Below are 13,800 nucleotides of genomic sequence, written 5' to 3'. Positions count from 1 at the left end.
GCGGCGGTCTGTCGCTGGTCAACATTGTGGCATCGACCTTTTTTGGCGCAATTTCTGGATCGTCGGTGGCCGATACCGCGTCTATCGGTTCGGTAATGATCCCGGAGATGGATAAAAAAGGTTATCCGCGCGACTTTGCTGCAGCGGTCACTGCCAGCGGCTCGGTGCAGGCGATCCTCACGCCGCCGAGCCATAACTCGGTTATCTACTCGCTGGCAACGGGCGGGACGGTGTCGATTGCTGCGCTGTTCATCGCCGGGATCCTACCGGGCCTGCTGTTAAGCTTCAGTCTGATGGTGATGTGCGTCGCTTTTGCGCACAAACGCGGTTATCCAAAAGGGGAGCGCGTACCGTTTCGCCAGGCGCTGAAGATATTCGTCGATACGCTGTGGGGCTTAATGACCGTTGTGATCATCATGGGCGGTATCTTGTCAGGTATCTTTACCGCGACGGAATCTGCGGCGATTGCCTGTCTGTGGGCCTTCTTTGTCACCATGTTTATCTATCGTGACTATAAATGGTCTGAACTGCCGAAGCTGATGTTCCGTACGGTGAAAACGGTCACTATCGTCATGATCCTGATAGGTTTTGCCGCCGCGTTCGGTGCCGTCATGACCTATATGCAGTTGCCGATGCGTATCACCGAAGCTTTCACCAGCATCTCGGACAACAAATACGTCATCCTGATGTGCATTAACATCATGCTGTTGCTGATCGGTACGCTGATGGATATGGCGCCGCTGATCCTGATTTTGACGCCGGTTTTGCTACCGGTGACCAACGCGCTCGGCATTGATCCGGTCCATTTTGGGATGATCATGCTGGTGAATTTAGGGATCGGCCTGATAACGCCGCCGGTAGGGTCGGTGCTGTTTGTGGCCAGTGCGGTGAGTAAGCAGAAAATTGAGCAGGTGGTGAAGGCGATGCTGCCGTTCTACTTCGTGCTGTTCCTGGTGCTGATGATCGTCACGTACATTCCGGCGATTTCGCTGTTCCTGCCGAGACTGTTTGGTGTGATGTGATAAATGCCCGGTGGCGCTCGCGCTTACCGGGCCTGCAAACTATGCTTGCGTAGGCCGGATAAGGCGAAGCCGCCATCCGGCACAAAAAGACTTAGCGACGAACGGCGATCGCTTCAATCTCGATTTTCACGTCTTTCGGCAGACGGGCAACTTCCACGCAAGAACGCGCCGGGAAAGTGGCGTTGTGCTCGGTGAAGAACGCTTCGTAGGTCGCGTTTACGGTTGCGAAATCGTTCAGGTCTTTAACGAAGACGGTAGTTTTTACGATGTCGCCCACTTTCAGGCCTGCTGCTTCAACGATAGCTTGTACGTTTTCCAGCGACTGACGCGCCTGAGCGGACACGTCTTCCGATACGGCACCGGTTTTCGGATCGACCGGGATCTGACCGGAAGTGATTACCATGCTACCCAGGTCAACGCCCTGAACGTATGGGCCGATTGCTGCTGGTGCATTTTCCGTCGCGATAGTCTTGCTCATGATTTCTCCTGAATTACAGCGGTAATAGAATGTTCCCGGCCATTATAGGGAGCCGGGAAATCATTACCAACACCAATTAGTTGGCCAGCACCACATAATGCGAAAACTCTTTTTCACAGTATTTGCATTTGAGTGCGATGTCGTCAGCGCGCTTTTTCACTGAAAAACTGGACGATACTGGTTCAGCATGGCTGATGCAGTTGCTGTTCGGGCAAACCAGCACGTTATCGATACGTTCAGGCAGGCTCGGACGTGATTTACCCACCACGTCATAATCGTCAATGCGGTTTACCGTTGCCTGCGGAGCGTACAGGGAGAGCTGGTTTACCTGCTCGTCGGTCAGGAACGTATTTTCGATTTTAATCAGGTCTTTACGGCCCATTTCGCCAGACGGCAGGTTCAGGCCGATGGTGATACGCTGGTCAGTTTCAGTCAGTTTGAACAACGTCAGCAGCTTAAAACCAACCTGTGCGGGAATATGGTCAATTACGGTGCCACGTTTGATGGCTTCAACCTGCAGTTTGTTATCGTGTGTCATCTCTTTTTCTCCCTTACAGTGCCAGTTCGCTATTCAGTACCAGTGCCAGTAACGCCTGGCGGGCGAAGATGCCGTTGCCAGCCTGCTGGAAATACCAGGCGTGCGGCGTCTTGTCGACGTCGGTGGTGATTTCATCGATGCGCGGCAGCGGATGCAGCACCTTCATGTTCGCTCTGGCACCGTTCAGATCGCTGGCACGCAGAACAAACTGTGCTTTCACATTGGCGTATTCGGACGGGTCCAGACGCTCTTTTTGTACGCGGGTCATGTAGAGGATATCGACCTCCGCCATTACCTCTTCGATAGTGCCATGCAGGCTCCAGGCGATACCTTTTTCATTCAGCATATCCAGAATGTATTGCGGCATGGCCAGCGCGTCCGGGGCGATGAAGTAGAAGCGGTTACCTTCGAACTTTGCCAGCGCCTGGGTCAGGGAGTGGACGGTGCGGCCATATTTCAGGTCACCCACCATGGCGGTTTGCAGATTGTCCAGGCGACCCTGCGTTTCCTGAATGGTAAACAGATCCAGCAGCGTTTGGGTGGGATGCTGGTTGGAACCGTCGCCGGCGTTCAGTACCGGCACGTTACCGGAGAACTCGGTTGCCAGACGCGCAGCGCCTTCCTGCGGATGACGCATCACGATGGCGTCGACATAGGTGCTGATGACGGAAATGGTGTCGGCCAGAGTTTCGCCTTTTTTGCCAAGCGACGTGTTGCTGCTGTCAGAGAAACCCACCACGCTGGCGCCCAGACGGTGCATGGAGGTTTCAAAAGATAAACGGGTGCGGGTTGACGCTTCAAAGAAGCAACTGGCGATGACCTTATGTTTTAACAGCTCGGGCTGCGGGTTAGCTTTTAATTTCGCCGCCGTCGCGAGGACCAGATTAAGGTCATCGCGGCTGAGGTCGTTTATGGAAATGATGTGTTTTTGATAGAGCGGGTTAGCCATGTTTATCTCCTGACGCCTGGGCAAAAAAAAAGCCCCTCAATTGAGGGGCTCGGAATGGGTGATCAACGGAAAGAAAAACGGCAGGCCAGCGTCCTTTTTCAGACGCGGTAAGACAAAATGTCGTACACACTGAACCATACATCCTCCCGGCAAATTGTCCGCGATTATACTCAGCTCCGTTATGGGATCAAGCGAAAAATGCACTATTTATTCATCGCAAACGGTTCTTATGAATTTTAATTCATTTTGAATAGATAATTAATCTGCTTATGGATCAGGCCCGTTCGCTGCACCACCCGCGGCGCGACCCAGACAATACTGCTACCGGCAATGACGCCGAGAATTTCTGGCAACGCGTGATAATCGAGGATTCTGGCTACGGCGCGACCATAGCCTGCCGCCGTGTGGATGAGGATAAACTCGCTATTGTGTTCCACGCTGACCACCATTTCAGCAATCGATCGGGCAGCATCAGGCGCGGGTCGTGATTGCGGATTTACAGAATAAATTTTTTGCCCTTTTGTATTTCTTATTTTTATAGCACCGAGCAGTTTCAGTAGACGAGATACCGTTGACTGGCTAATCCCGGTGAAACCATGGTGTTGTAGATCGCGGCGAAGCGCTTCCTGAGACAGGTAGCTTTTTTCGCTAATCAGGCGCTGACAAATCGCCAACTGTTTCTGCTCTTTGGTCGAGTAATCATCGAATTCCTTCATAAAAACACCCTAAATTTATCATTTGTATCAATGCGATGGCGAAATTCACCACATTTGCAGTATCAATAACGGCTCAAACGGGCGGTTGTGCAGAAAAACGAGAGCGCGCTCAAAAAAGCCGTCGTGATCCGACGGCCAGCAGGACTACAGCATCGCGCCGATACTCAGAACAACCATGTTCAGTACCGTCAGAATTAGCAGCAGTGGTGCGACCCATTTCAGGTAGCGCACATAAGGAACACGAGCGATGGCCAACCCACCCATCACAACCGCTGAGGTGGGGGTAATCAGATTCACAATGCCGGAAGCGGATTGATACGCGGTGACGACCAGATCCCTTTGCACATGGGCGAAGTCAGCCAGCGGGGCCATAATGGGCATCGTGAGCACCGCCAGGCCAGACGAGGAAGGGACCAGGAAGGAGAGCAAGACTTCCAGCCAGTAAGTCACATTGATGAAAATGGTGGTGGACAGACCGGAGACTAAATTTTCGGCGCTGTGCAAAATGGTGTGGGTGATCATGCCGTTGTCCATCACCACGACGATACCGCGCGCAATGCCGATAATCAGCGCCACGCCGAGCAGATCCCGTGCCCCGTCAATGAAGGTACTGGTGAATGCTTCTTCACTCATGCGGGCAATCACGCCGACGATAATCGCAGATGCCAGAAAAACCCCAGATATTTCCGCCATCCACCAGCCGAGCACCGCGACGCCATAAATCATCACTGCAAAGGCGGCGGCGAATATCAGCAGGATCCACTTACGCGTAGCCGTGAATTCAAGATTGGTATTGGCGCGACTACCGAGAAAATGGGCACGGTTTTCCTCCAGTTTATCGGCCACGATGGAAAGCTCAGGATGGCTGCGAACTTTCCGTGCATAGCGCATGACCCATACCACACAGATAACATAGCCGACGACCAGCAGCAGAATGCGCATCAGCATTCCCTGGGTGAAGGGGATCCCGGCGGCGTTAGCGGCGATAACTGTTGCGAAAGGGTTGATTGTTGAACCGAGGGTGCCGATGCCTGCGCCAAGCAAAACGGTTGCAGCAGCAACCAGTGGATCAAAGCGCGCAGCCATCATGACCGGAACCAATAAGGTGTAGAAAGGAAGTGATTCTTCCGCCATGCCGTAAATCGTACCTCCGGCGGCGAAAAGTCCCATCAGGATGGGGATCATCCACTCTTCTTTACCATTCAGCCTGACCGTCACGCGTTCGATGCCGGCGTCGATGGCGCCCGTTTTGTTTACCACGCCGAGAAACCCGCCAATAATCAGGACAAACAACGCCACATCAATCGCGCCTGCGGTGTAGGTTTCGTGGTTATAAAGCCCGTCAATCGGAGCCAGCAGTACAGCCGTTAAACCTTGTGGATGCGCCTCTGTTGGGGCATAGGTACCGGCAACCGGCACTTCTTTGCCCAGGGTGGCATTCATCGCCATCTGGTATTTCCCGGCAGGGACAATCCAGGTCATAACGGCGACGAGCGCAATGAGAATAAACAGGATGGTATACGCGCTGGGAAATTTGAATTTGCCCATGATGTTCTCCGGATAGCTTGGGCATATGCCGCCATGCGACACATGCCCGCTGGGGTTAGTCGCCGAGTGTCGCTACCATGACCGCTTTGATGGTATGCATCCGGTTTTCTGCTTCGTCGAAGACGATGGAATGCGCTGACTCAAATACCTCCTCCGTGACTTCAAGCCCTTTCAGGCCGTAAGCCGCTTCGATTTCACGGCCCACTTTGGTGTGCTCGTTATGGAAGGCGGGCAGGCAGTGCATGAATTTCACATTGGGATTGCCGGTCGCATCGATGACCTGCTGGTTAATTTGATAAGGCGTCATCAGGCTGACGCGTTCTGCCCACGCCTCTTTGGGTTCTCCCATCGAAACCCAGACATCGGTGTAGAGAAAGTCCACGTCGTAAACGCCTTCCTCAACATCCTCTGTGAGCGTAATGCGCGCGCCCGTCACGCTGGCGATTTCACGGCATTCGGCAACCAGCGCCTCGTCCGGCCAGAAGGATTTCGGTGCGACCAGACGAATATCCATCCCCATTTTCGCCGCGCCGACCATCAGCGAATTGCCCATGTTATTGCGGGCGTCACCAAGGTAAGCGAAGCTCAGTTCGGGTAAGGTTTTACCCGGGGCGTGTTCCAGCATGGTCATCAGATCCGCGAGGATCTGCGTAGGGTGGAATTCATTCGTCAGCCCGTTCCAGACCGGCACACCAGCGAACTGCCCCAGTTCTTCCACGATCTCCTGGCCGTAGCCGCGGTATTCAATACCGTCATACATGCGACCTAACACGCGGGCGGTATCTTTCATCGACTCTTTATGACCAATCTGCGAGCCGCTTGGGCCAAGGTAGGTCACCTGTGCGCCCTGATCGAAAGCGCCGACTTCAAAGGCGCAGCGGGTGCGAGTTGACGTTTTTTCGAAGATTAGCGCGATATTTTTACCGACCAGCGTTTGCCTTTCGCGTCCGGCTTTTTTTGCCGTTTTTAACTCGATAGCCAGATCGATCAGGTACTGGATTTCCGTTGGGGTGTAGTCCAGCAATTTGAGAAAATTGCGATTTTTCAGGTTAACAGTCATGAAAATATCCTTATGTAGGCTGGATAAGGCTTCGCTTTACCCAGCAAAAAAAGCCTTAAGCGTTAACATCATTGGCTTCGCGCCGAATTAGCGTGCCTTTGTCACCGGCGAGAATGGCCGAACCGTCAGCCAACGAGCCGATGCCAGCAATCCCGTGACAGTGAGAGACAAATTCCGCGCAGGCGGTGACTTTGGGGCCCATTGAACCGGCGTCGAATTGCATTTCGCCGAGCCGTTCCGGCGTAACCTGGGCCAGCGGGCGCTGGGTAGGTTTGCCCCAGTCGAGATACACCGCATCGGCATCGGTCAGGATCAGCAGCGCATCGGCGTGGATTTGTTTGGCGAGCAGGGCGGCGGAGAGATCTTTGTCGATCACCGCTTCAATACCGTGGTAGCCATCGGCTTTTTCCACCACCGGTACGCCGCCACCGCCGTTGCAGATAACCAGATGATCGCGGGCGATCAGTGTGCGAATGGCGTCACTTTCCACGATTCGTTTGGGTTGTGGAGAGGGCACAACACGGCGGAATGCTTTACCATCGGCTTTGAAAACCCAGCCTTTTTCCGCCTGTAACGCGTGGGCCTGGGGTTCGTCATAAATCGGCCCGATATATTTGGTGGGATTGCTGAAGGCCGGATCGTGGGCATCGACTTCAACCTGAGTCAACAGGACACTAATTTCACGCAGTGGGAGCTGGTTTTTCAGGGCCTGTTGCAGCATATAACCAATCATTCCCTGACTTTCTGCGCCGAGAATATCGAGCGGATAGGGGGTGACGTTGGCATAAGCACTGTTTTGTAACGCCAAAAGTCCAACCTGCGGGCCATTGCCGTGTACCAGAATTACGCGCCACTGCTGCGTGAGCTGAGCGAGAGTTCTTGCCGCCAGCTCAATATTCTTGCGTTGGATGTCGGCTTCCAGCGGTTCGCCGCGTTTGAGTAGCGCATTGCCGCCCAGCGCCACAACCAGGGTAGGTTTGTTTTCCATAACGTCTCCTTAAATACCGTCGCGTTCCAGCGGACAACTCATGCAGCGCGCACCGCCGCGCCCACGTCCCAGTTCGTCGCCAGGAATGGGTAAAACAGTGATGCCAGCTTTGTCGTATTTCTCGTTGGTCCAGATGTTGCGTTCGTAGCCCACCACAACCCCAGGGCGCAGCGTCAGAACATTGTTCGCGTCATTCCACTGTTCGCGTTCAGCTTCGAAAGCGTCGCCACCGGTGGTGATCAGATTGATCTGGTCGAGGCCAAGTGCTTTTTCGAGGGCATGTACCAGCGTACTTTCCTGGGTGCGTTTCAGGCCGCCGCGCCCGTCTGGTGTCAGGGTCCAGCACTGGACATCCGGGCGCACCACTTCCGGGTAGACGGAGAAGGTATCGATATCGATGTGGGTCATGACGGTATCGAGGTGCATACAGGAGCGATGTTTCGGCAGTTCGACTGCGATGACGCGTTCTGCCTGGCGATGCTTAAATAGCGACTGGGCAAGGAACTCAATGCCCTGCGGCGTGGTACGTTCCGACATACCGATGAGAACTGCGCCGCGACCAATGACCAGTACATCTCCACCTTCTAATGTGGCGTGGTCGTAATTAATATTTTCATCGCCGAAATATTTAATAAAATCACCATCGGCAAATTGTGGATGCCAACGGTAAATCGCCCGCAAGTTATTAGTTTCTCGTTGACGTGCAGTTTTTGCCATCGGATTAATGGATACGCCGTTATATATCCAGCATGAGGTGTCGCGGGTAAATAAGTGGTTTGGTAATGGCTTCATAATAAAGTCATTAATATCGTGAGTATCGACCACCATATTTTTGATTGAGGCAGGAATTTCTCCGTATGTCAGCCCACCGCTTAAATGTCGGGCGAGCTCCCGGTGCTGCATATCTGCAAGCCAGGCGCGAATATCCGTGGCGAAAGCGGGGCCAAGGCGATAATCAGAAATTTGTGTATCCAGTAGCCAGCTTTTGGCATCGGGGATATCCAGAGTTTGTGTCAATAAATCAGTGAGTAACAGAACCTCAATTCCCTGTTGACGTAACGTGTTGGCGAAAATGTCATGCTCTTCTCCTGCACGTTCTACCGAAAGAACATCATCAAAAAGCAGTTCCTGGCAATTTGACGGCGTCAGCCTTTTTAGGCTGAGGTTAGGGCGATGTAGCATTACGCTACGTAATTGACCGATTTCAGACCCGACATAATGCTTTTCCATCATTATTCCTTTAATACGATTTTAAAAAATAAAGAGGAGGTGCCTGCAAATAATGTTTATTGCAGTCATGATTTTTCAGCTGATTTCAGAATCTATATTTAGATCTTATTTGATAGAGAAACGTGATTCATTTCACAGTCAGGTCGATGTTTGGCATTTGTTGTTTAATTTATGAGATGGCTCTGAGAATTTAAAAAATAAAAACATGAATAATTGAATTACTACGCAGGAATATGTCTTGTTATTTAACTGTGTTAATTTTATGTACATATTTAAATATTTAATAAATTAAATAGTGCGTTGATTTTTATATGTTTTTCTATATTTAATGAATTTTTATGCGAATCTATTATTTTATTATTTGTGCTGTAAGGTTTATTTCAAAATAAATATGACGATGAAGAAAGATAACGAAGGAGACGTAAACTGTGATCGATTGCTGGTTTTTCTAACAAAGCTTTCTATAACAGTGAGTTAGTGACTGAGTTGAAAAGTATGAGACGAAAGTTATGCAGAGTTTATGCATAACCTGTTGCTGGCTATTAGCAATTATTTAACATCATCAGCGATAAACATGCGTTGACGCAAAATATCGGCAAATAGCAGTGGTATGGCAGACCTTTTTTTCGTATAACAACTAAAATGAAACGATGTTTTAATTAAGGGGTTTGAAATGATTGTCGGCAATATTCACAACCTGGATGCCTGGCTGCCGGAAGAGCTGCGTCAGGCGATTGAGCACATTAAAGCGCACGTGACGGATGCGACGGAAAAGGGTAAGCACGACATCGACGGCGAACGTCTGTTCTATCTGATTGCTGAAGATATGACGGAGCCGTTTGCGCAGCGCCGCGCCGAATATCACGCTCGCTATCTGGATATTCAGATCCTGCTCAAAGGTCAGGAAGGCATGACTTTCAGCACGCAGCCTGCGGGCGCACCGGAAACTGACTGGCTGGCGGATAAAGATATCGCCTTCCTGCCGGAAGGCGAACAGGAGAAAACGGTGGTGCTGAACGAAGGTGACTTCGTCGTCTTTTATCCGGGTGAAGTGCATAAACCGCTGTGCGCGGTCGGCGCTCCGGCGCTGGTACGCAAAGCCGTGGTGAAAATGCGGGTAGCATAAACCGGTTTGCCGGGTGCGACTTACCCGGCCTAAGGAAGTACGATGGTAGGCCGGATAGGGTGCGTCAGCATCGCTATCCGGCAATTCAATCGCGCAACGCTATTATTTGGAAAGCGTCGCGACCATCACCGCTTTGATGGTGTGCATCCGGTTTTCCGCCTGATCAAATACGATACTGGCGGGTGACTCAAAGACCTCGTCGGTCACTTCCATGCCGCCGTGCAGACCATATTCCTGCGCCATTTGTTTGCCAAGCGTGGTTTGATCGTCATGGAACGCGGGCAGGCAGTGCAGGAATTTCACCTGCGGATTGCCGGTCAACGCCATCATCGCGCTATTAACCTGGTACTTACGCAACTGCGCAATACGTTCGGCCCATTTCTCTTTCGCTTCGCCCATCGATACCCAGACGTCGGTATAGATGAAGTCCGCGCCTTTCACGCCCGTGGCGACATCTTCGGTTAGTGTTATATTGCCGCCGTTTTTCTGTGCCAGCGCTTTGCACTCCGAAACGAGGCTTTCCTCCGGCCAGCAGGCCTGGGGCGCGACCAGGCGCAGATCCAGTCCGGTTAACGCAGCGGCTTCCAGCATGGAATTGCCCATATTGTTGCGGGCATCGCCGGTGTAGACCAGCACCATCTCATTAAACGCTTTACCCGGCAGGTGTTCCTGCATCGTGAGTAAATCCGCCAGCAACTGGGTGGGGTGAAATTCGTTGGTTAATCCGTTCCAAACCGGAACTCCGGCATATTCCGCCAGCGTCTCGACAATTTCCTGACCGTGGCCCCGATACTGAATACCGTCGTACATACGACCGAGTACGCGGGCGGTGTCTTTGATCGACTCTTTATGACCAATCTGGCTGCCGCTCGGCCCGAGATACGTCACGCGCGCGCCCTGATCATATGCGGCAACTTCGAAAGAGCAACGGGTGCGGGTTGAGTCTTTTTCGAAGATGAGCGCGATGTTTTTACCGGTGAGTTTAGCGACCTCGGTACCGTTTTTCTTATCCGTCTTGAGCTGCGCGGCGAGCTGGAGCAGTGACGTGAGTTCAGCAGAGGTGAAATCAAGCAGTTTCAAAAAATGTTTCTGATAAAACGCAGACATAGTTCCCTCACATGGCTTAGGCCATTTATTGAATTAAAATTCAATTTATATGGATGTTTATTCATTTGCAACCTTGTTTAACAAATCTTTCCTGGAAAGGTGGAGGCAATGACAGCGGTATGTGACAATAAGAGTATCGGCAGGACATTATGAGGAATGAGCCATGGCAAACCCGGAACTACTGGAAGAACAGCGTGAAGAAACGCGTTTGATTATTGAAGAGTTACTCGAAGATGGCAGCGATCCAGACGCGCTGTACACCATCGAGCATCACCTTTCCGCGGACGACTTTGAAACCCTGGAAAAAGCGGCAGTAGAAGCCTTCAAGCTGGGTTATGAAGTGACCGAGCCGGAAGAGCTGGAAGTGGAAGAGGGCGACACGGTTATTTGCTGTGACATCCTGAGCGAATGTGCTCTGAATGCCGAGTTGATCGACGCTCAGGTTGAGCAACTGATGAACCTGGCTGAAAAATTCGATGTGGAATACGACGGTTGGGGCACCTATTTTGAAGACCCGAACGGCGAAGAAGGTGAAGACGGCGACGATGAAGACCTCGTCGACGAAGATGATGACGGCGTGCGTCACTAAGTCATCTGCTGACCTACGGTAGCGTCTGCTGCCGTAGGCCAAGGATAACGTATGGATTACCTGCAAATACTCTCCCCGATCCACAACTTCCTGCACTGTAAAACGCCCCAGGCCTGGCTTGATAAAGCGCGAGCCCCGGCGAATCTCCCTCTGTTACTGACGGATCATCTCGTCTGCGAGCTGAAAGCGGCGCAAACGGCCATGCTGCTGGTGCGTAAGTATGTTGCAGATAAACAGGGATCGCAGGCGCTACTGGACTGGCTGAAACCCTATGAAGCGTATGCTTTCAGAGAAGGGGATGAACCGGATTTTATCGCGCTGAATAAACAGATTAGCAAAAGCGTAATGCCGCAAACTGACGATCCGTGGGGACGTAAGCTGATCGACAGCATGGTTTTGCTGATCAAAGAAGAGCTGCACCACTTCTGGCAGGTGCGTGAGGCGATGATGAGCCGCAACATTCCCTACGTCAAAATTACCGCCAGCCGTTATGCCAAAGGCATGCTCAAAGAGGTGCGAACCCACGAGCCATTAACGCTAATCGACAAACTGATTTGCGGGGCTTACATTGAGGCGCGTTCTTGTGAACGGTTCGCCGCGCTGGCGCCGTATTTGGATGACGATTTACAGGCATTTTATCTTTCGCTGCTGCGATCCGAGGCGCGGCACTATCAAGACTATCTGGCGCTGGCACAGCAGGTTTCTGCCGACGATATCAGTAGTCGGGTGCGGTTCTTTGGCGAAGTAGAAGCCGCATTGATTACTTCTCCCGACGATGAATTCCGCTTCCACAGCGGCGTGCCAGCCTGACTCTCTTCTCTGACGCGCGGCGCTAATCGTCGCGCGGTTTTACCTTTCCTGTTTCCATTAGCAAAATCTGGTGGCTGGAAATCGCTCGCTGCTGCCGTAATAATCAAAACACACGAAGGGGAAATATATCCCCGCAACAGAGACTGTTTTGCATAAGGATGGTTAATGAACTGGGCACACGTATTGTTGGCGGGTTATATCGGGGCGGTGATTGCTATCGTCGTTGGCATGTTTCGCAAAAAAGGCTGGCTGGGAAAGATCTCCGGCGCGGTGGTTTTTGTGGTAGCGATTGTCGCGTGGAATCTGTTTGATGTGCACTACCTGATCCCGCGCGAAAGCCCTGATTATGGGCTGACGGACGCGCAGAAATTTGAAAATGCGATGCTGGCAATGCCTGTTTATCAGGTACTTAAAGAGCAAGAACCCGCGTTATGGCAGAATATCCTCAACCAGGCAACGCAACTGAAAGAAGCTGGGAAAAGCGAACAACAGATTATCGACGCTATTCAGCCGCAAATCCTGCAGGTACAGATGGCGCGTTTGCAGCAGGCACCCGATGCCAACGTGATTGAGTATATGAAAATTAACCTAGAGCAGATTGCTGCGGTGGCAAAAGTGGGCGATGACGAGTGTTTTCGCTTTCTGTTCCCGGCGGTGAAAGGCGGGATTAACCCGGTGCGTATTATTCCGCGGGAGCTGATGAATCGTCGTATGGCCAGCGACATGAGTATGATGCACGCGGCTTATGGCCCGAACAAACATACGGTTACGGCGCAAGAGAAACAGCTGGCGCTTCAGGATCTGCAATCCATCGGCCCGGGATTGGTACAGCGCTTTGGACCGGATATCCAGATTATGGCTGATCCGAGTAAAGGTGTGGGCAAAGAGAAAGTCGCTTGTGAAATGGTGCAGGATTTATGGTCACAGGTGCTGACGCTGCCAACCGCTCGCGCGGCTGGCGTCATTCGGCTGATGCTCTCCGCCGAAATGCAGTAACACAACCATTGCCCCTCCGGCTGAAGTCAGAGGGGTTTTAACATCCGCACTTCGCAATCTACGTGCCCGGTGCAGCCCAGCGCTTCGCTGATATGCTCAAACCCTAAATGTTCATACAGGCGGATTGCTTCGGTCAGAAACGCCGTGGTCTCCAGATAGCACTGTTTGAAACCCTGTTCACGGGCATGTTCGAGGGCCATCAGCGCCAGCTTTTTCGCCAGCCCCTGACCGCGTGCGCTCGACAGGAAGTACATCTTTTGCAGTTCGCAAATGTCCGGTTCGCTACATCCTAACGGCGCAACGCCGCCGCCGCCCACGACTTCACCGTTTTGCTCAACCACCCAGTAGGCCGCGCCCGGCTGGCTGTAAACCTGGAATAGTTCATCCAGATTAGGGTCGGCAACGGTATAGCCTTTATCGGCAGTAAGCCCGTATTCAGCGGAAACTTTGCGGATCACCGCAGCGATAGCGGCATTATCTGCTGCGGTGATTCGGCGCAGCGTAAGCGTGGAGGGTAGCACAACATTCATAATATGGCTCAATTCTAAAAATACACTTATATATTTATTTAATACCACTCTCTTCTGTCGGGTGCAAGACGTTCCTGAATCAGAAAAAATTAAAATACATTGGCTAATTAAAA

Annotated in this window: 17 protein-coding genes; 6 read left to right on the top strand and 11 right to left on the bottom strand. The window is 51.9% G+C overall.

What is annotated here, in order from left to right; genetic code table 11:
- On the top strand, positions 1-1,022 hold a 1,022-nt coding region (locus KQJ19_RS18330), incomplete at its 5' end, for a TRAP transporter large permease (protein WP_216403954.1).
- A gap of 91 nt (positions 1,023-1,113) precedes the next feature.
- On the opposite strand, the gene ridA is transcribed toward KQJ19_RS18330, so the two are convergent.
- The 4 genes from ridA to pyrL form a co-directional block, all read right to left on the bottom strand.
- Positions 1,114-1,500: a 2-iminobutanoate/2-iminopropanoate deaminase gene (gene ridA, locus KQJ19_RS18325; RefSeq protein WP_016151491.1), complete on the bottom strand. Its 387-nt coding sequence runs from the start codon at positions 1,498-1,500 to the stop codon at positions 1,114-1,116.
- Between the two features lie 76 nt (positions 1,501-1,576).
- On the bottom strand, positions 1,577-2,038 hold the full coding sequence (pyrI, locus tag KQJ19_RS18320) for an aspartate carbamoyltransferase regulatory subunit (protein WP_016151492.1): 462 nt from the start codon (positions 2,036-2,038) through the stop codon (positions 1,577-1,579).
- Between the two features lie 13 nt (positions 2,039-2,051).
- Positions 2,052-2,987, bottom strand: coding sequence for an aspartate carbamoyltransferase (gene pyrB / locus KQJ19_RS18315; protein ID WP_216403953.1), 936 nt, complete (start codon positions 2,985-2,987; stop codon positions 2,052-2,054).
- A 36-nt stretch (positions 2,988-3,023) separates the two neighbouring features.
- Complete coding sequence (pyrL, locus tag KQJ19_RS18305; RefSeq protein WP_003025819.1) at positions 3,024-3,125, bottom strand: pyr operon leader peptide; 102 nt, start codon at positions 3,123-3,125, stop codon at positions 3,024-3,026.
- On the opposite strand from pyrL, the gene KQJ19_RS18300 reads away from it, so the two are divergent.
- Positions 3,105-3,227 carry a hypothetical protein gene (locus tag KQJ19_RS18300; protein WP_085951096.1) on the top strand — a complete coding sequence of 41 codons (123 nt, stop codon included), beginning with the start codon at positions 3,105-3,107 and terminating at the stop codon, positions 3,225-3,227. The genes pyrL and KQJ19_RS18300 overlap by 21 nt on opposite strands.
- On the opposite strand, the gene KQJ19_RS18295 is transcribed toward KQJ19_RS18300, so the two are convergent.
- From KQJ19_RS18295 to arcA, 5 genes are all read right to left on the bottom strand, one after another.
- Entirely contained in the window at positions 3,224-3,703 is a 480-nt protein-coding gene (locus KQJ19_RS18295; protein ID WP_047499901.1) for an arginine repressor, read from the bottom strand. The genes KQJ19_RS18300 and KQJ19_RS18295 overlap by 4 nt on opposite strands.
- A gap of 144 nt (positions 3,704-3,847) precedes the next feature.
- A complete protein-coding gene (locus KQJ19_RS18290) occupies positions 3,848-5,251 on the bottom strand; it encodes a YfcC family protein (RefSeq protein WP_200080240.1) in 1,404 nt (467 codons plus the stop codon).
- A gap of 55 nt (positions 5,252-5,306) precedes the next feature.
- Positions 5,307-6,311 (bottom strand): ornithine carbamoyltransferase, encoded by a 1,005-nt coding sequence (gene argF, locus KQJ19_RS18285; protein ID WP_016155572.1) that lies wholly within the window; start codon positions 6,309-6,311, stop codon positions 5,307-5,309.
- A gap of 55 nt (positions 6,312-6,366) precedes the next feature.
- Positions 6,367-7,299, bottom strand: coding sequence for a carbamate kinase (arcC, locus tag KQJ19_RS18280; RefSeq protein WP_216403952.1), 933 nt, complete (start codon positions 7,297-7,299; stop codon positions 6,367-6,369).
- 9 nt (positions 7,300-7,308) lie between these two features.
- Positions 7,309-8,529, bottom strand: coding sequence for an arginine deiminase (gene arcA / locus KQJ19_RS18275; protein WP_016151497.1), 1,221 nt, complete (start codon positions 8,527-8,529; stop codon positions 7,309-7,311).
- Positions 8,530-9,202: 673 nt separating this feature from the next.
- Here arcA and KQJ19_RS18270 point away from each other — a divergent pair.
- Positions 9,203-9,655, top strand: a complete 453-nt coding sequence (locus KQJ19_RS18270) for a YhcH/YjgK/YiaL family protein (RefSeq protein ID WP_016151499.1) — start codon at positions 9,203-9,205, stop codon at positions 9,653-9,655.
- A gap of 102 nt (positions 9,656-9,757) precedes the next feature.
- On the opposite strand, the gene argF (KQJ19_RS18265) is transcribed toward KQJ19_RS18270, so the two are convergent.
- On the bottom strand, positions 9,758-10,762 hold the full coding sequence (gene argF / locus KQJ19_RS18265) for an ornithine carbamoyltransferase (protein ID WP_216403951.1): 1,005 nt from the start codon (positions 10,760-10,762) through the stop codon (positions 9,758-9,760).
- Between the two features lie 163 nt (positions 10,763-10,925).
- Here argF (KQJ19_RS18265) and rraB point away from each other — a divergent pair, with 163 nt between their 5' ends.
- From rraB to KQJ19_RS18250, 3 genes are all read left to right on the top strand, one after another.
- On the top strand, positions 10,926-11,351 hold the full coding sequence (gene rraB / locus KQJ19_RS18260; protein ID WP_016151501.1) for a ribonuclease E inhibitor RraB: 426 nt from the start codon (positions 10,926-10,928) through the stop codon (positions 11,349-11,351).
- A 51-nt stretch (positions 11,352-11,402) separates the two neighbouring features.
- A complete protein-coding gene (miaE, locus tag KQJ19_RS18255; protein ID WP_019078254.1) occupies positions 11,403-12,161 on the top strand; it encodes a tRNA isopentenyl-2-thiomethyl-A-37 hydroxylase MiaE in 759 nt (252 codons plus the stop codon).
- A 165-nt stretch (positions 12,162-12,326) separates the two neighbouring features.
- The gene (locus KQJ19_RS18250) at positions 12,327-13,157 is read left to right on the top strand and encodes a hypothetical protein (protein WP_019078255.1); all 831 of its coding nucleotides are present in this window, start codon (positions 12,327-12,329) and stop codon (positions 13,155-13,157) included.
- A gap of 26 nt (positions 13,158-13,183) precedes the next feature.
- On the opposite strand, the gene KQJ19_RS18245 is transcribed toward KQJ19_RS18250, so the two are convergent.
- Complete coding sequence (locus tag KQJ19_RS18245) at positions 13,184-13,687, bottom strand: GNAT family N-acetyltransferase (RefSeq protein WP_016155577.1); 504 nt, start codon at positions 13,685-13,687, stop codon at positions 13,184-13,186.
- Positions 13,688-13,800: the final 113 nt, after the last annotated feature.

The sequence above is a fragment of the Citrobacter sp. S46_ASV_140 genome (assembly GCF_018919545.1).
Classification (GTDB): Bacteria; Pseudomonadota; Gammaproteobacteria; order Enterobacterales; family Enterobacteriaceae; genus Citrobacter; species Citrobacter braakii.
This window is presented reverse-complemented; position numbering and strand designations above follow the sequence as displayed.

Bases quoted from the DNA above. Each gene is read 5' to 3' on its own strand.
- arcC (WP_216403952.1), bottom strand. From the start codon at position 7,299: ATGGAAAACAAACCTACCCTGGTTGTGGCGCTGGGCGGCAATGCGCTA.
- miaE (WP_019078254.1), top strand. From the start codon at position 11,403: ATGGATTACCTGCAAATACTCTCCCCGATCCACAACTTCCTGCACTGT.
- KQJ19_RS18245 (WP_016155577.1), bottom strand. From the start codon at position 13,687: ATGAATGTTGTGCTACCCTCCACGCTTACGCTGCGCCGAATCACCGCA.
- ridA (WP_016151491.1), bottom strand. From the start codon at position 1,500: ATGAGCAAGACTATCGCGACGGAAAATGCACCAGCAGCAATCGGCCCA.
- pyrL (WP_003025819.1), bottom strand. From the start codon at position 3,125: ATGGTTCAGTGTGTACGACATTTTGTCTTACCGCGTCTGAAAAAGGAC.
- rraB (WP_016151501.1), top strand. From the start codon at position 10,926: ATGGCAAACCCGGAACTACTGGAAGAACAGCGTGAAGAAACGCGTTTG.
- KQJ19_RS18270 (WP_016151499.1), top strand. From the start codon at position 9,203: ATGATTGTCGGCAATATTCACAACCTGGATGCCTGGCTGCCGGAAGAG.
- argF (WP_216403951.1), bottom strand. From the start codon at position 10,762: ATGTCTGCGTTTTATCAGAAACATTTTTTGAAACTGCTTGATTTCACC.
- pyrB (WP_216403953.1), bottom strand. From the start codon at position 2,987: ATGGCTAACCCGCTCTATCAAAAACACATCATTTCCATAAACGACCTC.
- arcA (WP_016151497.1), bottom strand. From the start codon at position 8,529: ATGGAAAAGCATTATGTCGGGTCTGAAATCGGTCAATTACGTAGCGTA.
- KQJ19_RS18300 (WP_085951096.1), top strand. From the start codon at position 3,105: ATGTCGTACACACTGAACCATACATCCTCCCGGCAAATTGTCCGCGAT.
- KQJ19_RS18295 (WP_047499901.1), bottom strand. From the start codon at position 3,703: ATGAAGGAATTCGATGATTACTCGACCAAAGAGCAGAAACAGTTGGCG.
- KQJ19_RS18290 (WP_200080240.1), bottom strand. From the start codon at position 5,251: ATGGGCAAATTCAAATTTCCCAGCGCGTATACCATCCTGTTTATTCTC.
- argF (WP_016155572.1), bottom strand. From the start codon at position 6,311: ATGACTGTTAACCTGAAAAATCGCAATTTTCTCAAATTGCTGGACTAC.
- pyrI (WP_016151492.1), bottom strand. From the start codon at position 2,038: ATGACACACGATAACAAACTGCAGGTTGAAGCCATCAAACGTGGCACC.
- KQJ19_RS18250 (WP_019078255.1), top strand. From the start codon at position 12,327: ATGAACTGGGCACACGTATTGTTGGCGGGTTATATCGGGGCGGTGATT.